Source organism: Rhizobium sp. NZLR11 (assembly GCF_019685115.1).
Classification (GTDB): Bacteria; Pseudomonadota; Alphaproteobacteria; order Rhizobiales; family Rhizobiaceae; genus Rhizobium.
This window is the reverse complement of record NZ_JABDWD010000003.1, coordinates 271,824-291,657: the sequence shown is the minus strand read 5'-3', so window position 1 is coordinate 291,657 and position 19,834 is coordinate 271,824. Positions and strand designations below refer to the sequence as shown.

Annotated in this window: 16 protein-coding genes; 3 read left to right on the top strand and 13 right to left on the bottom strand. The window is 62.1% G+C overall.

Going from position 1 to position 19,834, the window contains the following annotated elements:
* Window positions 1-20: 20 nt before the first annotated feature.
* Genes HJB83_RS07675 through bcsN form a run of 5 tightly spaced genes read right to left on the bottom strand, consistent with a single transcriptional unit; the run spans window position 21 to window position 9,167 of the window.
* On the bottom strand, window positions 21-2,405 hold the full coding sequence (locus HJB83_RS07675) for a cellulose synthase (RefSeq protein WP_221131522.1): 2,385 nt from the start codon (window positions 2,403-2,405) through the stop codon (window positions 21-23).
* Complete coding sequence (locus HJB83_RS07670; protein WP_207583746.1) at window positions 2,402-3,445, bottom strand: glycosyl hydrolase family 8; 1,044 nt, start codon at window positions 3,443-3,445, stop codon at window positions 2,402-2,404. The genes HJB83_RS07675 and HJB83_RS07670 overlap by 4 nt, the downstream gene beginning before the upstream one ends.
* Window positions 3,442-5,937 carry a cellulose biosynthesis cyclic di-GMP-binding regulatory protein BcsB gene (locus tag HJB83_RS07665; RefSeq protein WP_207583745.1) on the bottom strand — a complete coding sequence of 832 codons (2,496 nt, stop codon included), beginning with the start codon at window positions 5,935-5,937 and terminating at the stop codon, window positions 3,442-3,444. The genes HJB83_RS07670 and HJB83_RS07665 overlap by 4 nt, the downstream gene beginning before the upstream one ends.
* Window positions 5,934-8,126, bottom strand: a complete 2,193-nt coding sequence (gene bcsA, locus HJB83_RS07660; protein WP_207583744.1) for a UDP-forming cellulose synthase catalytic subunit — start codon at window positions 8,124-8,126, stop codon at window positions 5,934-5,936. The genes HJB83_RS07665 and bcsA overlap by 4 nt, the downstream gene beginning before the upstream one ends.
* Before the next feature lie 57 nt (window positions 8,127-8,183).
* Window positions 8,184-9,167, bottom strand: coding sequence for a cellulose biosynthesis protein BcsN (bcsN, locus tag HJB83_RS07655; RefSeq protein ID WP_221131521.1), 984 nt, complete (start codon window positions 9,165-9,167; stop codon window positions 8,184-8,186).
* 325 nt (window positions 9,168-9,492) lie between these two features.
* On the opposite strand from bcsN, the gene HJB83_RS07650 reads away from it, so the two are divergent.
* Window positions 9,493-9,807, top strand: coding sequence for a DUF1236 domain-containing protein (locus HJB83_RS07650; protein ID WP_207583742.1), 315 nt, complete (start codon window positions 9,493-9,495; stop codon window positions 9,805-9,807).
* A gap of 87 nt (window positions 9,808-9,894) precedes the next feature.
* Here HJB83_RS07650 and HJB83_RS07645 read toward each other — a convergent pair whose 3' ends face one another.
* On the bottom strand, window positions 9,895-11,541 hold the full coding sequence (locus HJB83_RS07645; protein ID WP_221131520.1) for an ATP-binding protein: 1,647 nt from the start codon (window positions 11,539-11,541) through the stop codon (window positions 9,895-9,897).
* Between the two features lie 268 nt (window positions 11,542-11,809).
* On the opposite strand from HJB83_RS07645, the gene HJB83_RS07640 reads away from it, so the two are divergent.
* Window positions 11,810-12,157 (top strand): response regulator, encoded by a 348-nt coding sequence (locus tag HJB83_RS07640; RefSeq protein WP_207583740.1) that lies wholly within the window; start codon window positions 11,810-11,812, stop codon window positions 12,155-12,157.
* A 69-nt stretch (window positions 12,158-12,226) separates the two neighbouring features.
* Here HJB83_RS07640 and HJB83_RS07635 read toward each other — a convergent pair whose 3' ends face one another.
* The 6 genes from HJB83_RS07635 to HJB83_RS07610 form a co-directional block, all read right to left on the bottom strand.
* A complete protein-coding gene (locus HJB83_RS07635) occupies window positions 12,227-12,766 on the bottom strand; it encodes a MerR family transcriptional regulator (protein WP_207583739.1) in 540 nt (179 codons plus the stop codon).
* Between the two features lie 149 nt (window positions 12,767-12,915).
* Window positions 12,916-13,254, bottom strand: coding sequence for an integration host factor subunit alpha (locus HJB83_RS07630; RefSeq protein ID WP_003574027.1), 339 nt, complete (start codon window positions 13,252-13,254; stop codon window positions 12,916-12,918).
* A 105-nt stretch (window positions 13,255-13,359) separates the two neighbouring features.
* The gene (locus tag HJB83_RS07625; protein ID WP_207584282.1) at window positions 13,360-14,331 is read right to left on the bottom strand and encodes a beta-ketoacyl-ACP synthase III; all 972 of its coding nucleotides are present in this window, start codon (window positions 14,329-14,331) and stop codon (window positions 13,360-13,362) included.
* A 20-nt stretch (window positions 14,332-14,351) separates the two neighbouring features.
* Window positions 14,352-15,398 carry a phosphate acyltransferase PlsX gene (gene plsX, locus HJB83_RS07620; protein ID WP_164008837.1) on the bottom strand — a complete coding sequence of 349 codons (1,047 nt, stop codon included), beginning with the start codon at window positions 15,396-15,398 and terminating at the stop codon, window positions 14,352-14,354.
* A gap of 98 nt (window positions 15,399-15,496) precedes the next feature.
* Window positions 15,497-16,051, bottom strand: a complete 555-nt coding sequence (locus HJB83_RS07615) for a DUF177 domain-containing protein (protein ID WP_207583738.1) — start codon at window positions 16,049-16,051, stop codon at window positions 15,497-15,499.
* A gap of 11 nt (window positions 16,052-16,062) precedes the next feature.
* A complete protein-coding gene (locus HJB83_RS07610) occupies window positions 16,063-16,734 on the bottom strand; it encodes a ubiquinol-cytochrome C chaperone family protein (protein WP_207583737.1) in 672 nt (223 codons plus the stop codon).
* Window positions 16,735-16,871: 137 nt separating this feature from the next.
* Between HJB83_RS07610 and HJB83_RS07605 the strand changes: the two genes are divergently transcribed.
* Window positions 16,872-17,405: an outer membrane protein assembly factor BamE gene (locus HJB83_RS07605; RefSeq protein ID WP_207583736.1), complete on the top strand. Its 534-nt coding sequence runs from the start codon at window positions 16,872-16,874 to the stop codon at window positions 17,403-17,405.
* Between the two features lie 129 nt (window positions 17,406-17,534).
* Here the strand turns inward: HJB83_RS07605 and HJB83_RS07600 are convergent, their stop codons facing one another.
* Window positions 17,535-19,673 (bottom strand): sodium-translocating pyrophosphatase, encoded by a 2,139-nt coding sequence (locus HJB83_RS07600; protein ID WP_207583735.1) that lies wholly within the window; start codon window positions 19,671-19,673, stop codon window positions 17,535-17,537.
* Window positions 19,674-19,834: the final 161 nt, after the last annotated feature.

The window sequence follows — 19,834 nt, the reverse complement described above, 5'->3', positions numbered from 1 at the left end:
GAGCGGTGGCGGCGTCAACGTCAGTCGTTGACTTCGGGATGGGTGACGCTGCGAACATCGGCCAGACCACGCGTGGCGTCGCGGTTGCCGGTCGCGGCGGCGGCTTCGAAGATACGCGTCGCGTCGCCGTACATTTTCAAATTGAAATAGCTGTAGCCGCGCAAGACCATCAGGTCTATGCGCTCCTGCTGCAGCTGGGCGCGCTGATCGAGATAGATGAGGGTTTCGCGATAACGCCCGGCGTCGAAGGCCGAAAGCGCACGGTCGGCGAGGATCGCCACCTGAAGCTCGGCGGCGCGCTGGCGGTTCTGCGGCGCCTTGGTGGCAGCAACGGCGGCATTGCTGGAGAGGCCGGCACGCAGATAGGCAAGGCTCTGGCCATAGGCTGCGTCTTCACGGTCCTTGCGGATCGGGCTCTGCAGTGCGATCTCGAAGGCGGAGATCGCCTCCATCGGTCGGTCGATATCCATCAGGCACCAGCCGCGCGACAGCGCGTTTGCCGGGCTGAGCTGCCCTGCATCTACAGTCGTCGAGCAGCCGCGTGGCTGGCGCGCACCGCGCTCAACGGTCACCGTCTGCATCGCCGGCCTCGCCGTGCGAACGGCGACCTCCGGCCCGGGCTGCTGTGCCGCCGGCCGCTCGGCCGAAAGCGGCTCGGCTGCAGCCGGGCGCTGCGTCGGCTGAACCGGCTGCTGCGGGGCAAGCTTTGCCTGCCCGGGCTGCGTGCCGCCGTTCGGGGTCAGCGACGAGGTGTCTTCGAGATTGGTGATCCGGGTCGACCGGCCGGCCCAGGCATGCTGGATGTCGAGCACGCCCTTGCGGTCGTTCAGCTGGTCGCGGGTGACGACGAGGCCATAGGCGGATGGCTCGTCATCGGGTTTCCAGGCAAGCGCGGTTTCGAACCAGCGTGCGGCGGTCTGGAACTGGTTGAGCGAGCGGGCATACCAGCCGAACTGCTGCGCCGTCGGCACATATTTCCGGGCAATGACCTCGGCGGCGATGCGATGCAGCACATCTTCGGCGAGATCGGCCGGCGGCTGCAACGCGATCAGGTTGGCGGTGGCGGCCAGATAGGTTGCTGTCGCATCATCGGAATCGGCGCGCCAGCGGAACATCACATCCTCGGCCTCCTGAGGCGCCTTGCGGGCGATCAGCGCCAGCGCCAGCCCTTGCGAAGCGGCGGCCGTATCCTCCTTGGCACGGGCGGCGCGGAACCACTTCTCTGCATCGGCATCATTGTTGCGGCGAAGCTGGTGCCAGCCGAGCAGCAGCGCATCCGACGCAAGCCCCTCGGTTCCGGCGAGCTTTTCGACACGGGCGACGTAATCGGGCGCGATGGCGAGCTTCGGATCGTCATTGCCTTCGGCCATGAAGCGTCGGGCGAGATTGTCGCGGATCGCGTCGAACTCCCTGCTGCCGTCGTTCGCAGGGCTTTCGAGCGCGAGCAGCGCCTGCATTGGCTGGTAGGCAAGCAATGTCGAGGCCTTTTCGACGGTCGCCAGCCGTTCGGCCGGATTGGCGCAGCTCTTCAGGATGTAAGTATAGGCGTCCTGGCCGCGCTGCACCCTCTCCGTCTGGACGAAGGCTTCGGCGACACGCCAGAGGACGTCGACCTCGCTGCAGGTGAGCAGGCTCGGGGTTGCCGCAGCGATATCGACCACCGTCGCATATTGCTTGAGGTCGGAAGCGTTGACGAGGCGGGCGCGGCCCTCGGCCACGTCGAGCCGGTCGAGCAGATCGGCCGGCGGCTGCCATCCGGCATCGGTGGCCTGACGGTCGGCGACCGCCTTGCGCAGCTCGGCGTAACGGCCATCGGAATAAAGCTGCCACATGGCCTCGAGCTGTTTGTCGCCATTCTGCGGCACGGCGAGCGGATCGGCCGGCGGAACCCAGGTCGGGTAGAGTGCCTGAAGTCGGGAGATCTCGGCCTGCAGGCGCACCTTGTCGCCGCGGCTGGCGAAATAACGAAGCGCACTTTCATCGACGGCAGGCGGCGACGGCGCGGCGGCCTGCTGCGCCGCCGGCGGCGCGGACACGATGGCGGGCGCGACCGGCGCGAGCTGAGCGGCCGGCTGAGGCGTAGCAGGTTGAGGCGTGGCAGGTTGGGACGCCGCAGGCTGCGGTGCTGCAGGCTGCTGCGCGACGGCATTCGGATCGGGCATATCCGATGCCAATGGCGGCGAAGACGTGATCGCCTCGATCTTGTCGGCGACGAGCTGCGCGTTGAATTCGGAATTGCCGGCAACCTCGGTCGGCTTGATGCGGCCCATCATCATCAGCTCCGGCGCCGGCCTGCCGGCAGAACCAAGGCCGAACCTTTCCTGCAAAGCGGCACGGTCCTTCAGTCCGGTGACGACGGTCGCCACCATCACTGCCGCTGAGACCGCCACGAGAGAAGACTTCACAGACACTCCGGATGCTTCTCCCCGATATAGGCCAGCCCGAGAAGTTGAAGGGTGGACGGATAATAGAGTGCGGGCGCAAACTGCAGCGCCGAACCCGGCAGCTTGGTCCCATCGACAACACAGGCCACAACATCGTTAACAATTCGATAACCGGGGTCCGGCAACACAGTCTTCGGCCGGCCGGTGGTCAGATCGATGGTGGCGGGAACGCCGTCTTGCGACATCCCCTTTTGCAAGCGGATGAGCAGCGCCTTGTCGGGGATGCCGCCACGCGCGAGATAGAGCGGGATGCGGATGGCATTATAGCCGAATTCGGCGTCGAACCCCTCTGCCGGCCGCGGCTTATCGTGCAGGCTCACCCATTCGGCGGGAAGCTTGCGCGGGCCGAACTGCATCGTCTTCAACAGCTCCACGCCGTCGTCCGACAGTTTTTTCCAGGCATCCGACGGAGCGAGCGCGGCCATCACCGGGATGGCCTCATAAATCCAGTAGGACGGGTTGACGACGGGGCCGTCGTCACGGTCGCTGCCGGTAAAACCTTCGGTCCCGGGCATCAGCAAGGTGCGACCCTCCGAGCTGGCGACGGTTTCGGCAAGCAGCGCCTGCGCCATACGGGAGGCGGCGAGGATATAGTCTTCACGCTTCCATGCCGTGCCGGCCAGCGCCAGCGCATAGGCGATCAACATGTCGCCGTCCGTGGCATTGTTGGTGTCGGTCACGTGCGGCTTGACGCTCGGATCCCATTTCCAAACCGCCAGCCCGTCGTCGCGCAGCAGCAGCTCGGTGCGGGTAAAATACCAGATCTGCTCGAAATCGGCGGGGCTTGCCGAGAGGTAAGCGAGCAGCAGGCCGTAGCCCTGGCCTTCGCTGTGGCTGATATTGCCATTGCCGTTATCGACGATGCGGCCGGTCGGATCGAGAAACTTCGCCTTGTAGGCCGACCATGCGCCGGCATTGATCATCGCCTGCTGCGCGACGACGGACGGGCTCGGTGCGAGCGCGACCGTTGCTGCCAGCAGGAGCGCGCGCCACCCTCTCATTTCGACCGGCCCAGTCTTTTGAGCATTCTCGACGTCGTAAGGCCGATCAACAGCAGGAAGATGACCAGCAGGAAGGCGTAGGAGAGGATATTCGTCGATAGCCAGTTGGCGGCGATCAGGCGGTAGTTGGCGATCGACCAGGGCATCGACGGCACGAAATCGAAACGGGTGACAGGCAGCGTCTCGATCTTGCCCGTCTTGCTCGAATAGGTGGTGATGTGGCCTGATATCTGCGGCCAGTTCAGCTGCGCGGTCAGAACCTCGAGCCCTTCACGCAAATCCTTCGCCGACGGCGCCGCCACCACGGTCCATGAGCCCGTTCCCGCGGGGCTGGAGCCCTGGGCAACCAGCAGCGTCGCGACGTTTGGCGGCGTAAAGATTTCCTCGGCGCCGGGCACAAACTGCAGCGAATTGCGGGAGATGTCGAAATTACGCGACAGCCACTCACGAAAGGCCGTGATACGGTTGTGCAGGAGACCGCCGCTGACCTTGGAATTCCACTCCTCGAAGGCCGTGCCGGTATCGACGACGCCCGTCTGCGCGTCCGTCACGGGACGCCAGGAGGCTTGGCTGGCGGTGGAGATATTGGTCTGCGACAGCGCGGTTGCCGGCATTTGCGAGATGGAGCCGATGAAGATGGCATCGCGATCGCCGATCGTATTCGGCGAGGCGACGCTTTCGACAGCGATCGGATGGCCGGCAGTGATCGCCATCTGGCCAAGCAGGGTTGCGGCGGCCGAAAGGGTGTCGGCATCGATGCGGTCGATGAACAGCGGCGTCGGCTCGGTAGCCCGGCCATAGGGATAAGCGGTGCCGGCCATGGCGGCCAGATTCGGCCGCTGACCGACGCGGGCAAAATCCGGAATGTGCAGCTCGGAGGTATCGAACAGCGCAAAGCGCGGATTGGCAGCGGCGGTGGCGCCCGGTGCGCAAGCCGCATCGTCCTTGGTCATCAGGATCGCCTCGATCGCCACCGAATTGAGACCGGGCTTGAAGTGCCGCATCGTCACGCGGATCGGCAGATGACGCAGAATGCCGCCGGTGGTCGTGGTGATCGGCACGGTGGAGGCGATGTTGTCATTGACGTAGATATCGATGTGGCTGCCGGGCAGCACGTTATCGGTATAGGCGGCGTCGAGCAGCACCTTCGCCTCGCCATAGGCATTGGCATAAAAGTCAGCCGGCACGGCGATATTGAAGCTGGTGCGCAACCGCCGGCCGGAGAATTCGGTGGTCTTCACACCGAGCTGAGACAGAGCGATGTTCGTGTCGGAAAAAACCAGCGGCGCGTTCGGCGCGCTCCAGCGCTCGGTGGTCAGCACGTCGCGGCGAACATCTGCGGACCTGTCCGTCGGCGAAACGATGATATCGATCGCCGAGGAAACCGCCTGCCAGGAGGGGCCGCTGATCAGAAGCACCGGCGAGCCGCTACGCGGATCGGTGACGAAGGCGGCGAGTGCAGCGCTTTCGGCGCCGGGCGGCAGGCCGGGAAAGAGCGGCCGCAGTTCCGCCGCGGTGCCGACGAGCACGCTGAGCTTACCCGGTCCACCGGCCGGAAGCGAAGCGGTGCTGAAGGCAAAGATCTGGTTCGGCATGCTGCTCAGCACCGCGAGGCCCTGCGCCAGCCGTAGCAGCGGCTTGGTGGTTCCCGGCTGCTCCAGCGCCGGGACGACGATATCGAACTCGGTCTTGCCGGCGCCGTCGACACCGATGGCGCGGATCGCGTCGGCGCTCGCCAACTGGGCGGCATCGCTGCCGGCAAAGCTCAGATAGGTTCCGGCCGGATCGACATTCGACCACAATTCATAGGTGGACTGGATGCTGCAATCGGTCCGGTGGCGCTGAGCGGCTTCGAAGGTGACGAGATTGGCGCCCGGCTGCAGCAGACCGGGCGGAACCTCGAAAGTCACTTTCGACGAACCGTCCGCCGAGCCGATGCGCTGCTGGCCGATCGGGCGGTTATTGAGATAGACGGTCAGCGCCGAGGCCTCAGGGGCAACGACGATCGAATTCTGGTAGGCGAAGGTGAAGCTCGCCTTGGCGGCCGCCTGTTCCGGCGTCAGATAGACGGTCCATGACCGCCGGTCATATTCGCCGCCGAGGCCGAGTTTCGAAAAGGGCACAACATAGCGGCGGACATCGCCGGAGCGCGGAGGCAGAGCGGCATTTGCCGCCGCGGCCGGCTGGGGCGCCGGCACCGTCGGCTGCGGCGGAACGGCGATCGCCGGGGGGACGGGTGCAGGCACAGGAGCAGGAGCAGCCTGGGTTGCGGGTGCCGGTGGTACGGACACCGGTGGCGTGACGGGAACCGCGGCCGCTGCGGGCACGGCCGTTGCCGGCTGGGTCGCTGCCGGCGGGGTCGGCGATGTCAATCTCGGGGTAACGGCGGCACCGGGCGGCCGCTCGCCGGACATGTCGAAGGGTGCCGTCTGCGCCTGGGCGAAGGCGGAGGCATTCAGCAGCAAAAGCGAGGCGGCGACGATCATTCTCATCCGGCGTTGACCTTTGCCGCCTGCTGCTGGGCTTCCCGCTCCGGCCGCATGCTGCGGAAGAAGTAAACGAGGCCGCGGCTCGTCTGGTAGAACGACAGGCCGAGAAACCAGATAGTGCCGCGGATCAGGCCCGGATTGCGGCGGCGCGAGGCCTGAAACTCGGTCCACTGGCCGGAATTGGCAAACATCAGGTCGGCGATCAGGCGATGATCGAGGGCGCTTTTCGGCACGTACTGGCAGCCGACATTGCTGATGTCACCCGACGGCTCGATATTGCGAACGATGAGCGGCAGAGTCTCCAGATCCGCGCCGCTATAGGGCCGGAAGCGGATTTCGCCGACGGCACCGACGAGCATGTCGTCGAGATTCTTGTTGAAGATATGAAGCCTTGCGCCGTGAACGGAGACGTCCTCGATCGAGGCCGTATACCACTTGCCGTTGGCGCCGAATTCACAGCGCCGGTTGACGCGGACGCGGCGGGATAGGGCGCGCTCGCCGCGCTCCGACACAACACCGAGCGCGCAGCCGGCCATGATCAGGTTGATGAGGTTCCAGCCGCCGACGACCAGCGTGACGTCGGCCTTATAGGGCTCGGCGTAAATCCTGTAGATGGTAATGATGAGCGCGACGATCTGCACCGCAAAGATGACGAAAAACGGACGGCTGATCTCCGACAGGCGGCTGACGGCGATCGATTCGTCCTTGGCGGTGACCTTGAAGGTCGGCTTCCTCGGATTGAGCATGACGGAGATGACTGCCGGCAGCAGATGCACGGTCTGGACATATTCGTAGAGCTCCGAAATCCACGGCCAGCGGAACGACCCGTAAAGGTAGTTCTGCATCATCAGATTCACGAGCATATAGGCCAGCGTATAGGCAAGGAACTCGCCGCCGGAGGCGGTGAAGATTTCCAGATCGAAGAACAAATAGAAGAGCGGCGCAAACAGGAAGATCGTCCGCGGGAACGGGAAGAGCCAAAAAAGCGTGGAGGACATGTAGCAGAGGCGCTGCGGGATCGACAGGCCGCGCTTTAGCAGCGGAAAGCGGAAGCGCAGGATCTGCATCATGCCCTGCGCCCAGCGGCTGCGCTGGCCGATGAAGCTCGCGAAAGTGGCCGGCTGCAGGCCGGCGATCAGCGGCTTGTCGACATAGATGCTGTTCCAGCCAGCGCCGTGGAGCGCCAGTGCCGTCTCGCAATCTTCAGTGATGCTGATGCCGGAAAAGCCGTTCTGGGAGTCGAGCGCCCTGCGGCTCAGAACCGCGGCCGAGCCGCAGAAGAAGGCGGCGTTCCATTTATCGAGGCCGCGCTGGATGATGCCGTAGAACATTTCGTTCTCGCTCGGCATCTTGTCGAAGGTGCGCAGGTTGCGTTCCAGCGGATCGGGATTGATGAAGAAGTGCGGGGTCTGGACAAGGAAGAGCTTCGGGTCGTCCTCGAAATAGCCGACGGTCTCGAGCAGGAAATCGCGGGCGGGCGCGTGGTCGGCATCGAAGACGGCGATGAGTTCGCCGGTCGAGTGTTTCATGCCGTTGTTGAGATTGCCGGCCTTGGCGTGCTCGTTTCGGTCGCGCGTGAGATAGCTGACGTCGAGGTCCTCGCAGAGCTTCTTCAGCTCGATATGGCGGGCGGCGGCGGCCTGGGCTTCGAGCAGCTTGCCGGAATTGCGCTTCTGCAGGGTGCCGCCATCGTCGAGCAGCCAGACATGCAGCTTCTCGGCCGGATAATCCATGGCCTTGGCGGCAGCCAGCGTGTTTCCGAGAAGCCCAGCATCCTCGTTGTAGGATGGCACAAAGACATCGACATGCGGCAAACGCCCGGGATTGGCGGCACGCGAGGGGCGTGACGGCAGCGGCGTCGCGACGATGAACAGGCTGAGCGCCAGCATGGCAACGCTGTACATTTCGGCAAGATAGAGCAGCAGGCCGGGAATGAAGTTCTCGGGCTGGTTCAGAGGCGGCAGCGTATTGGTGGTGCGCCAGTAGACATAGCGCAGCACGATCGACGTGCCGAAGGCGAGCGCCACCAGGCGCCAGGTCCCCTCACCCTTCAAAATCTTGATCAGCGCCATGACGGTCACGACGGTGATGCTGGTGATCAGCTGGGTCTGCAAGTTGACCGGCAGCGTGATCAGCACGATCATGCAGAGCGAAACCACGGCCCAGATGATGACACTGCGGGCTTTGCGCATCGACGTTCCTTCGAAATTGCTCAACCGGCGCACCGTCGGGCGCGCCGGGCATGCTGATTATCTCCGGCAGGCGGCCGTCATGGCCGCGTCGCCTATACAGTCTGGCGACGGCACGGTGACGCCGATCGCCCTTGCAGTTTGTCCAGCTTGTTCGTCCGGCGCGGCTGCCGCATCCGGCGTTATCCTCGCCTGAGGCGCCTCACCCGGCAGCGGCACGCGCGGGCCGATGGGCGCCGGCATCGGTGCGGCGCCTTGCGCCGGTGGCAAAGCGCTGCGGGCCGGAACTGCCCGCGGCCGGCTGACAATGGCAGGCGCCGGCTCATAGCCGATCGGTATCGGGCTGGCGCGATAGCCGCCCTCGTCAGGATAAATCGGCGCGCCGGTGCGTCCGAGCGCAACATCGGCCGGCGGCGGATTGCCGTAAGGGTTCCAGATCACCCCGTCGAAAGTGCCCGATATGGTATAGCCATAGACGATGCCGAGCAGCTGACGTTCGCTGGCGTTCGCATCGCAGAGACGCAGGCGCAGCTGGATCATGCCGAAATTGCGCGCCTGAGTATTGGCGGCCGCACTCGAGCGGATCTGCTGCCAGGCAAAGATGCAGCTGTCGCCGCCACGGCTGCGGCCGGAGGCATAACCGAAGGGTCCATAGGCGTTCTGCAGGAAGGTCGCCGACGTCGCCATCGGCACACCGGGGGCCGAACGCGCCACCTCGCGGCTAATGCCGCTCTCGTTGATCATGCTGTAGCCGGCATTGCCGGTGCCGGGATTGGCCACGGACGCGCCAAAAAACTGGACATTCAGGAAGTTCTGGCCTGGCACCGAGGATGAGGTAAACAGCGAGATCGTCTGCTCGACGCCATTGCCACGCTTACGCTCGACGACGCTGACGATCGACGGGCCGCCCGGCGGTGGCAGGACCAGCGCCTTTTCAGGCGCCACGGTCTCCGGTCCGGAGGGCTGGCGCACACCGCCCGTCGACGTGCAGCCGGCCATCATGCCCGCCACAGCCACCAGCGATATCGTCCTCCGCAAACGCATGTCTCGAGCCGCCGCAATCGTCTTTCCAGATATCCATTCGCAAGCCGAAACGCGACGGACCTTCGAATCAACGACCAACCGGCCGTTCACAGGGTATAAATCGCCAACATGGTTAACGAAGAGTAAAGAACCCGCCGCAGGTGCCGCTGAACGAACTCGCATTGAACGTGATTCGAACAGCTCAACCGTATGGTGCATAAATTTATTTAGCAACAACTGAATTGCCGAGATTGCGCCTGCTTCCGCACTCGCGAAGGCAGCACGGGAACTATGCCGCATGGGCGGCGTTGCGTTGATGTCTCAGGTTGAACAAGGAGAACATTCCATGCGCAAGATCATGCTGGCTGCGGCCGCCATGCTGACCATCGGCTCCGCCGCCTTCGCGCAGAGCACCGTCATCGTCACCGATCCCGCAGCGACCGGCTCCGTCGTGTTGCCGGGCGAGGTGCGCACCTATGTGATGGAGCAAAACACGCCATCCGTCGTCTATGAAGGCGATATCGCCGTCGGTGCGACGCTGCCCGATACCGTGGAAGTGCACACCGTGCCGGATATGGACGGCTACGGCTATACGGTCGTCAATGAGCGGCGTGTCATCGTCGAGCCGAAGACGCACCGTGTGATCCAGGTGCTGGAATAAAGCGATCGGCAATAGTGGTGCGGTTGCCTAGAACAGGATGATTTTAGGCCCGGTGGGCCTAACTTTCGGCATCATACTCTGGCGGCTTCACGTCCGCTCGCCTTCCGTCCTTGCCGGCGCATTCAGGAGTTCGCGGATCTTGTGGGCGAGTTGCTCCAGGCTGAAGGGCTTGGCGAGCAAGGAGACGCCGTGATCGAGCACCCCATTATGAACGATGGCATTGCGGGTATAGCCCGTTGTGTAGAGTATCCGGATCGCCGGCCATTTTTGCTGGACGATATCGGCCAGCTGGCGTCCGGTCATTTGCGGCATGACGATATCGGTAAAGACCAGGTCGACTTCCCGATTTTCTTCGAGAACGAGAAGCGCTTCCATCCCGCTTGCCGCCTGCAACACGGTGTAACCGAGTTCATGCAGGCTTTCGGCGGTCATGGTGCGGACGTTCTCATCATCCTCCACCACCAGGATCGTATCGTTGACGCTGCCCTGGGGGATAGGCTGGGCGCCGGCCGCAGTCAACCGAGCTTCGGTCGCCCCGACACGACGCGGAAGATAGATCTTCACCGTCGTGCCCCTGTCGATCTCCGAATAGATCTTGATGTGGCCGCCGCTCTGCTTGATGTAGCCGTAGACTTGGCTGAGGCCGAGACCGGTGCCCTTGCCGGGTCCCTTGGTGGTGTAGAACGGATCGAACGCCCGCTCGATTACATCAGGCGACATGCCAGTGCCGGTGTCGGTCATGCTGATCATCACATATTGGCCGGCCTCGACCTCCGAATGCATCCGGGAATATCGCTCATCGAGTTCGGTATTGGCGGTCTCGATTGTCAGATGTCCGCCGCCAGGCATGGCGTCGCGGGCGTTGACGGCAAGGTTCAGAATAGCGTTCTCAAGCTGACTCAGATCGGCAAAACTCGGCCAGAGGCCGCCGGCAAGCACGGTCTCGATCCGGATCTGCTCGCCGAGTGTACGGCGCAGCAGCTCCGACATGCCGCCGACCAGTTTGTTGAGGTCGATCACCTCAGGGGCGAGCGGCTGCTGGCGCGAGAAAGCGAGAAGACGGGCGGTCAGTACCGCGGCCCTCTGGGCGCCGTCTTTGGCATTCTGGATCGAATGCAGCATGCGGGGGTCCTCGCTTCCGGTGAGGCGCCGCTGGGCAAGATCGAGGTTGCCGATGATGATCGCCAGCATGTTGTTGAAATCGTGGGCGACCCCGCCTGTCAGCTGACCGATCGTCTCCATCTTCTGCAGCTGGCGCACCTGCGCCTGAGCGGCTGCGTTTTCTTCCATCTCGTGCCGGAGCTCGGCGGTGCGCTGGACCACCGTGTGTTCGAGGCGCGTGTTGAAACTGTTGAGCTCACGGCGGAGGCGGCTCTGCCGGCCATGCGCGATAATGATCGTCTCCATTAGGCCGATGATGATCGCGGCATTGACGAGATAGGTTGAGAGACCTACCCATTGGCCGGCGCTGACCGGCCAGAAGATATTGTGCGGCTCGACGAAAAACTGCTGAACGATGAAAGCGGCAAGTATGGCCGCGACAAGGCCCGGCCCTGCGCCGCCTATAAAACTCGCCAGCAATATCGCCGGGAGGAAGCTCAAGAAGGGGAAGCCGGAGAGATAGTCGCTGGCGGCAAGCCTCAGAAGAAAAGTCAGGCCAACGAAGGCAACGGCCAGCGGATATGTATAACCCGGCCTATGACGCAGCCAATCCGTGGCACTCAGCAAATCCATTCCAGATCCCTTCTTACAGCGCCGCGCGTCTTTCAGATGCGCAAAGGAGGCTGTAACTCTTTCATTTTCCGCATGATTTTATCTTTAAATCGATTCGGATTTAAGGAATTATGCAGGAGCCGTTGCGCAAACGGCATCCCAGCTTTTACACATCGAATTTCACCCGGCAATATGTTGATTCTCGCACTGCCGGCCACGACACCTTGACGAGCCGTGCAAGGGGTCCACATATTTCCATGCCCAGCAAGGGGAATGGGTGGATGGGAACATGAAAGACATATTCATCGTCGAAGACGACGCGCTAATTGCAATGTTACTTGAGGACATGCTCGCCGATCTCGGCTACCGGGTTTGCGCCAGTGCGCCCGATCTGGAACGGGCGCTGACAACAGCCAGGGAGACGGAGTTCGACGCTGCAATTCTGGATGTCTCGCTTGCAGGGCAGAGTTCGCTGCCGGTTGCAAAACTGCTCGACGAACGCGGCAAACCCTATATCTACGCGACGGGATATGGCGCCGCCCCTGCTGGCAGCAGCCCAAGCACATTGCCCGTACTGCAAAAACCCTTCCAGCTCAGCGAACTCGAACAGGCGATGAAGCGGCTTACCGAAGCCTAATGCATGTCGCCCGGACGTGGGCTGCGGTTCCGGGTTAACGATGCATAAATGCAAAGAGTTGTTTTCTGGTCAGCGCACCTGATCGAGCAGGCGTTTGCATTCCAGCAGGTCGTAGAGCGCTTCCTGCAGCAATGCCCGGTCTTCCTTGCCGACGCTCGACTTGCCAATCGAGACTTCCTGCTCGTCGTCGCCAGCCACAAAGTTGAAGAAGCGGCGGGTAATCGGCGCCTTGGCACGGCCGACAATCTGGTCTTCATCGGCCATGCCGACGCGCGGTTCACCGGCAATAGCCTCCTGGACGCCCGACGCAAGCGCCTCGACGCTGGCAAGATCGCCGTGGCCGACGGATATGACGAACTTGTTGCCGTTGGTCTTCAAAAGCTTCTGCACGCCCTTGATCGTATAGCCATGATCATAGAGCAAATGCCGGATGCCCTTGAGGAGATCCACATCCTCGGGCCGGTAGTAACGACGGCCACCGCCACGCTTCATCGGCTTTATCTGGGGAAAACGCGTCTCCCAGAAGCGCAGCACATGCTGCGGCAGATCAAGATCGTCTGCGACTTCGCTGATGGTGCGAAAGGCATCGGGGCTCTTGTCCAACGTCATGCTGCTACGCGACCTCGCGGCTCGATCCTACGGCGACTCATCATATTTCAACGGTTTGGCGCCGACAATTCAAGTCATGTGTCGACGTTGCGCACAACGCAGGACAGTGCGGAGAGAAAAAATGCTGTTTAGAAACGGGAAGCAGATGATCAAGAGGCCGGATTCTGCGGCTTCAGCTTGACCTTGCGAGACACATGCGCCTTGAGGATGCGCGTCTTCAGCACGTTCGACGCCTTGAAGGTCATGACCCGACGCGGGGAAATCGGAACCTCTTCGCCAGTCTTCGGGTTGCGGCCGATCCGCTCGTTCTTGTCGCGCACCTGGAAGGTGGCGAAGGAGGAAAGCTTGACGGTTTCACCACGCACGATGGCGTTGCAAACTTCGTCGATGACGGTTTCCACAAGTTCCGCAGACTCGGTCCGGGAAAGCCCGACCTTTCGGAAAACGGATTCCGCCAGGTCTGCTCGCGTCACTGTTTTTCCGGTCATGGTTTCCCCGCCCACTACAAATATTTTGTGAAATCGCATGAAGAGTATTTGTCTTGCGCCTTACGGTCAAGCTCTTGTTCGCCGCCAGTTTTTTAGGATTCGTGCCTACCAGCGCAGCAGAACGGCGCCCCAGGTGAAGCCGCCGCCCATCGCTTCGAGCATCACCAGGTCGCCCTTCTTGATGCGGCCATCGCCAGCAGCGGTCGCAAGTGCAAGCGGGATCGAGGCCGCCGAGGTATTGCCGTGCAGATCGACTGTGATGACGACCTTCGCCGCATCGATATTCAGCTTCTTGGCCGAACCGTCGATGATGCGCCGATTGGCTTGGTGCGGCACCAGCCAATCGAGGTCATCGGCTGTCGTGCCGGTCGAATCGAAAGCCGCCTGAATGACATCGGTGATCATGCCGACGGCATATTTGAAGACCTCGCGGCCTTCCATGCGCAGCTTGCCGACGGTGCCCGTCGTCGACGGTCCGCCATCGACATAGAGTTTTTCCTTGTGAGAGCCGTCCGAGCGCAGATGCGCGGTCAGCACGCCGCGATCGGCAACAGTCCCCTCGCCCTCGGTCGCTTCGAGCACGATCGCGCCGGCGCCGTCGCCGAAAAGCACGCAGGTGGTGCGGTCGTTCCAGTCGAGAATGCGCGAAAAAGTCTCGGCGCCGATGACGAGAACGCGCTTTGCAAGCCCGCCGCGGATATAGGCGTCCGCCGTCGTCACCGCATAGACGAAACCAGTGCAGACGGCCTGGACGTCGAAGGCGAAGCCGTGACTCATGCCGAGGCGGTTCTGGATATTGACCGAGGTTGCCGGAAAGGTGTTATCCGGCGTCGAGGTGGCACAGATGATGAGATCGATATCATCAGGCGTCAGGCCGCCATTGGCAAGGGCTGCGCGCGCCGCGGCCTCGCCGAGCGACGCCGTCGTCTCGTCATCGCCAGCGAGATAACGCTGGCGGATGCCGGTGCGCTGGACGATCCATTCGTCTGACGTGTCGACGATCGCCTCCATGTCACCATTGGTCATCACGCGCTTCGGAAGTGCGGCTCCGAACCCGCGAACCACTGAACGGATCATAGTCGATTGAACCCCATTGCTCATGCAGCTTCCGGGCCCATGGGGGGCAGCCGCTTGGCATGATATTTCTTAAGATCGTTTTCTATTTTCTGATTGAGGCCGTTCTTGGCCATGTCGTAGCCGACTTCGATGGCCGCGGCGATGCCTTCGGCATTCGCCCCGCCATGGCTCTTGATGACGATGCCGTTCAGGCCGAGAAACACGCCGCCATTGACCTTGCTCGGATCGAGCTTCTCGCGGAGCATGTCGAAGGCGCTTTTGGCGAAGAGGTAGCCAATGCGGGCGAGCAGCGTGCGCGACATGGCGGCACGCAGATATTCACCGATCTGCTTGGCGGTGCCTTCAGCGGTCTTCAGAGCGATATTGCCGGAAAACCCTTCGGTGACGACGACGTCGACCGTGCCCTTGCCAAGGTCGTTGCCCTCGACAAAGCCGGAATATTCAAGCGAATCGATGTTTGCCTCGCGCAACAGCCGACCGGCTTCCTTGACCTCTTCCTGGCCTTTCATTTCCTCGACGCCGACGTTCAGAAGGCCGACCGTAGGACGTTCGACCTCGAACAGCGCCCGCGCCATGGCGCCGCCCATCAGAGCAAAATCCATCAGTTGCTGGGCATCGGCGCCGATCGTCGCACCGACGTCGAGCACGATGCTCTCCCCTTTAAGCGTCGGCCAGATCGCGGCGATCGCAGGGCGCTCGATATTGGCCATCGTGCGCAGACAGAACTTCGCCATCGCCATCAGCGCCCCGGTATTGCCGGCCGAGACCGCAACATCGGCCTCCCCCGTCTTCACCGCCTCGATCGAGCGCCACATGGTGGAGATGTAGCGGCCGCGGCGAAGCGCCTGGCTCGGCTTCTCCTCCATGCTGACGGCAAGCTCGCAATCGTGAAAGAGCGATTTTTCCCTAAGCTTCGGAAACTTGGCGAGAACCGGATCGCACTGTTCCTTGAGACCGTAGAAAACGAAGGAAATATCCGGATGCCGATCCAACGCCTTGGCGGCGCCGGGAATGACAACCTGGGGACCAAAGTCGCCACCCATGAGGTCGAGAGATATTCTGATCACGCGTCCCTGATCCTTCTTTTCGCCGATGGCGAAATTTCGGCCAAAATACCGGTTTTGGCGTCGCTTACAACTGAATTATGTCAAATGCCAGAGACGCTTCAGTCCTTTTTCCAATCCTTGAGGGCAGCGAAAGCCGAGGGCTTTTTGTCGTCTTCGCCGCCATCCTCGATATGGCCGTCGAATTCGATGTCCTTCTTGCGCGGATAGGGATCGATCGCCAGAGCGGCAAATTCGACAACCAACTCGCCGGCATCGATCGTATCGCCGACAAAGGTCTCGGGCAGATCAGGGCCGTCCGGATCGAGCAACATCTCGCCGGCGTCATTACCGGCCTGGCGGGCAAGCTTGGAGCCGTCCGGCACGAAGATCTGCTCGAAGCTCTCGTCGATGGCGGATTCGACCGGTTCCAGCGTAATGACGCAGGACTGGACGAGCTTCGCCTTTACGCGGCCCTTGATGCGCACGCCGTCGCGTTTCCAGCGGGCGATCTGCAGGTCGGCGCTGAGATTGTCGACCGAGACAATGTTCCAGGTCTCGGCAAGCCCCTTCAGTTCCTTGGCGTCTGCCTCGACGTGGACCTCGACGGGGTTGGCCGAGATATGGCCGACCTTGACGTGATAGGAGAAGGGAACATCGTCCCGATTGTTCTTCATCGTTTCCTCCTTCAATCGACCGGTGGCCAAGTGACCGGTGGGGTGGCGACCGGTGGGAGCGCTGCCGAACCGGTGGCGATCTCCTCTTCGGCAATGGCGGACAAATGCGCTTCCGCGGCGATCATCCACCCGGCGAGGCCGGACATATCGGCCGGTGCCGAGCTTTCCGGGTAGATATTGCGCGTGAGTGCCCCAGAGAGCGCTTCGGCATCGCCCGTGTCCATCGCCTTCGAATAGGCTTCGAGGCGGCCATAAAACATGCCGGCGAGCTTCTTCATCCGCTTCGGCACGCTGTTGTCGCCGATGCCGAGTTCACGGATCGAATAGTCGATATCCTGGAAGAAAGCGTCGACGATCTCCTGGGCGATCTCCTGGCCGCTGGTGCCGGAAGCACGCGTGCGGCGAAAAAATAGAATCATGACGATCGACAGCATCTCGAAACGGCCCATGACCGTGTCCGGCACATTGAGCCGCTGATAAATCTCAGGCATGCGCGCGGCCGCCGTCAGCGCCGCATATTGCCTGTAGACGATTGCTTGATTGTTGTTTTTCTTACGGAAGAGCCCGAAGATCATTGTTTTTTCCGGAAATGCCTCATTCTTCACGCCGGCTGGCCTCTGGCCTTGTTGCATGATTTCGAAAGCTGGTTTACCGAAGCAGGCGCGAATTGCAATGCCGATCATGGCCAGTTTCGGGACGACGCCTTCGATGCGTCAGCGAAGCGAATTCGGGACATTTGACCCGGAATGGCCACAATGGTTTTGCAGGAGGTAAAGCGTGCAAGGCCCAAAATGGCTGCTATCGATACTCAAGGGAGTAGATGTCGTTGAAGAAACGGTATTTCAAGTCTGACGTGAAATTCTTCAGCAGTGCGGCCATTGCCTTCATAATCGCCTCCACCACCGCTCTTTCCGGTTGCCAGACCAGCACCGTGCTCAATGGCGGATATGTCGCCGACCAGCAGTCGCTGAACCTCGTTCCGGAGGGCTCGAGCCGCGAGCAGGTGCTGCTTTCGCTCGGCACCCCGTCGACGACGGCGACCTTCGACGGTGAAGTCTTCTATTACATTTCGCAGCGACGCACGCGTGCGGTCGCCTTCCAGAAACTGAAAGTCGTCGATCAGAGCGTTCTGGCGGTCTATTTCGACAAGGACGGCGTCGTCAGTCGCCGCGCCAACTATACCCTGCAGGACGGCAAGGTGTTCGACACGGTCGGGCGCGTCACGCCGACCGGCGGCAAGGAACTCACCTTCCTGCAGCAGATGCTCTCCGGCGGCAGTGCCGCGAGCGCTGCCCGCAGCCTGTTCGGCGGTGGCGCCGGCGGTACGCCGCAGAACCCAAGCAGCCTGCGCTGATCGAATACACCTCATACGAAAACCCGCCGGAGCAGCTCCGGCGGGTTTTTTACTTCATAATTCAAGGCGTTACAGCGTTCTTCTCCGTGTCAGGCGCCGCGGCGAACCGCGGTGCCTGCACACGATGGCTCAACCGGCGAGAACGGCGAGCAGCAGCAGCGCAACGATGTTGGTGATCTTGATCGCCGGGTTGACGGCGGGGCCGGCGGTGTCCTTGTAGGGATCGCCGACGGTATCGCCAGTGACCGAGGCCTTGTGCGCATCCGAGCCCTTCATGTGACGCACGCCGTCCTTGTCGACGAAACCATCCTCGAAGCTCTTCTTGGCATTGTCCCAGGCGCCGCCACCCGATGTCATCGAAATGGCGACGAAGAGGCCGTTGATAATGACGCCAAGCAGCGATGCGCCGAGCGCAGCAAAGGCCGAGGCTTTGGAGCCGGAGATGAGAAGAACGCCGAAATAGACGACGATCGGCGCCAGCACCGGCAACAGCGACGGCACGATCATCTCGCGGATGGCGGCCTTGGTCAGAAGGTCGACGGCCCTGCCGTAATCCGGCTTTTCCGTGCCCTCCATGATGCCCGGTTTTTCCTTGAACTGACGGCGAACTTCCTCGACGATCGCACCGGCCGCACGGCCGACGGCGGTCATTGCGATGCCGCCGAAGAGGTAGGGAATGAGACCGCCGAAGATCAATCCCGCCACGACATAGGGGTTGGAAAGATCGAAGGAAATTTCGCCTATGCCGGCGAAATAAGGGAACTTGTCGCCATTCGCCGCAAAATATTTGAGGTCGTAGGAGTAGGCTGCGAAAAGAACCAGTGCGCCGAGGCCGGCGGAACCGATGGCATAACCCTTGGTGACGGCTTTGGTCGTATTGCCGACAGCATCGAGCGCATCCGTGGATTTACGCACTTCCGGCGGTAGATGCGACATTTCGGCGATACCGCCGGCATTGTCCGTCACCGGTCCGAATGCGTCGAGGGCGACGATCATCCCGGCAATACCCAGCATCGCCGTGACCGCAATGCCGGTGCCGAAAAGGCCGCCGAGCTGGTAGGTGGCGAGAATGCCGCCGACGATGACGATCGCCGGCAGTGCCGTCGATTCCAGCGAGACGGCCAGGCCCTGGATGACATTGGTGCCGTGACCGGTGACCGAGGCCTGGGCGATCGAGACGACCGGACGCTTGCCGGTGCCGGTATAATATTCGGTGATCACCACGATCAGCGCGGTGACGACGAGGCCGACGATGCCGCAGAAGAAGAGGTGCGCGCCTGAAATGTCGACGCCGCCGACCGTGCCGAGCGAGCCCCAGCCGACCGTCAGCGAGGTGGCGGCGCCGAGACCGACGATCGACAGCAGGCCGGTGACGATGAGGCCCTTGTAAAGAGCGCCCATGATCGAGCCGTTCGAGCCGAGCTTGACGAAGAAGGTGCCGATGATCGAGGTGATGATGCAGGCACCGCAGATCGCCAGCGGATAGATCATCGCAGACTGGAGGATCGGCGCTCCGGCAAAGAAGATCGAAGCGAGGACCATGGTGGCGACGACGGAAACCGCATAGGTCTCGAAAAGGTCGGCGGCCATCCCGGCGCAGTCGCCGACGTTGTCGCCGACATTGTCGGCAATCGTTGCCGGGTTGCGCGGATCGTCTTCGGGAATGCCGGCTTCCACCTTGCCGACAAGGTCGCCGCCGACATCGGCGCCTTTGGTGAAGATGCCACCACCGAGACGGGCGAAGATCGAGATCAGCGAAGCACCGAAGCCCAGCGCCACCAGCGCATCGACGACTTCGCGCGAGCCGCTCTCATGGCCGAGGCCGAAGGTCAAAATGGTATAGTAGATGGAGACGCCGAGCAGTGCCAGGCCAGCCACCAGCATGCCGGTGATCGCACCAGACTTGAAGGCGATGTCGAGGCCGGCGGAAAGGCTCGCGGAAGCAGCCTGGGCGGTGCGCACATTGGCGCGGACGGAGACGTGCATGCCGATGAAGCCGGCAGCCCCGGAAAGCACAGCGCCGATCAGGAAGCCGATGGCGGCCGTGGCGGAAAGAAGCAGCCAGGCTGCGATGAAAACGACAACGCCAACAAGGGCAATGGTTCTGTACTGGCGCGTCAAATAGGCTTGAGCGCCCTCGCGGATATAGCCCGCGATCTCCTGCATGCGGCTGTTGCCCTGATCGGCGGCAAGCACCGACCGAGTTGCCCAGGCGGCATAGACCACCGAGAGCAGACCGCATGCAATTACGCATAAAAGAATGGTCATTTCGCTCTTTCCTCCCATAGGCCGGAGATCACTCCTTCTCCGGCAAAAACGCCGCCGAATCGCCTTTCCTCTCCACAGAAATGCCACAGCTAAGCGGTGCGGAGATTGCTTGGTCGATTACGTGGCGTCAAGACCGCAACAGGCGAAAAACCGTTGCAGTT

Bases quoted from the DNA above. Each gene is read 5' to 3' on its own strand.
- HJB83_RS07670 (WP_207583746.1), bottom strand. From the start codon at position 3,445: ATGAGAGGGTGGCGCGCGCTCCTGCTGGCAGCAACGGTCGCGCTCGCA.
- HJB83_RS07665 (WP_207583745.1), bottom strand. From the start codon at position 5,937: ATGAGAATGATCGTCGCCGCCTCGCTTTTGCTGCTGAATGCCTCCGCC.
- bcsA (WP_207583744.1), bottom strand. From the start codon at position 8,126: ATGCGCAAAGCCCGCAGTGTCATCATCTGGGCCGTGGTTTCGCTCTGC.
- bcsN (WP_221131521.1), bottom strand. From the start codon at position 9,167: ATGCGTTTGCGGAGGACGATATCGCTGGTGGCTGTGGCGGGCATGATG.
- HJB83_RS07650 (WP_207583742.1), top strand. From the start codon at position 9,493: ATGCGCAAGATCATGCTGGCTGCGGCCGCCATGCTGACCATCGGCTCC.
- HJB83_RS07645 (WP_221131520.1), bottom strand. From the start codon at position 11,541: ATGGATTTGCTGAGTGCCACGGATTGGCTGCGTCATAGGCCGGGTTAT.
- HJB83_RS07640 (WP_207583740.1), top strand. From the start codon at position 11,810: ATGAAAGACATATTCATCGTCGAAGACGACGCGCTAATTGCAATGTTA.
- HJB83_RS07635 (WP_207583739.1), bottom strand. From the start codon at position 12,766: ATGACGTTGGACAAGAGCCCCGATGCCTTTCGCACCATCAGCGAAGTC.
- HJB83_RS07630 (WP_003574027.1), bottom strand. From the start codon at position 13,254: ATGACCGGAAAAACAGTGACGCGAGCAGACCTGGCGGAATCCGTTTTC.
- HJB83_RS07625 (WP_207584282.1), bottom strand. From the start codon at position 14,331: ATGATCCGTTCAGTGGTTCGCGGGTTCGGAGCCGCACTTCCGAAGCGC.
- HJB83_RS07615 (WP_207583738.1), bottom strand. From the start codon at position 16,051: ATGAAGAACAATCGGGACGATGTTCCCTTCTCCTATCACGTCAAGGTC.
- HJB83_RS07610 (WP_207583737.1), bottom strand. From the start codon at position 16,734: ATGATCGGCATTGCAATTCGCGCCTGCTTCGGTAAACCAGCTTTCGAA.
- HJB83_RS07605 (WP_207583736.1), top strand. From the start codon at position 16,872: ATGTCGTTGAAGAAACGGTATTTCAAGTCTGACGTGAAATTCTTCAGC.
- HJB83_RS07600 (WP_207583735.1), bottom strand. From the start codon at position 19,673: ATGACCATTCTTTTATGCGTAATTGCATGCGGTCTGCTCTCGGTGGTC.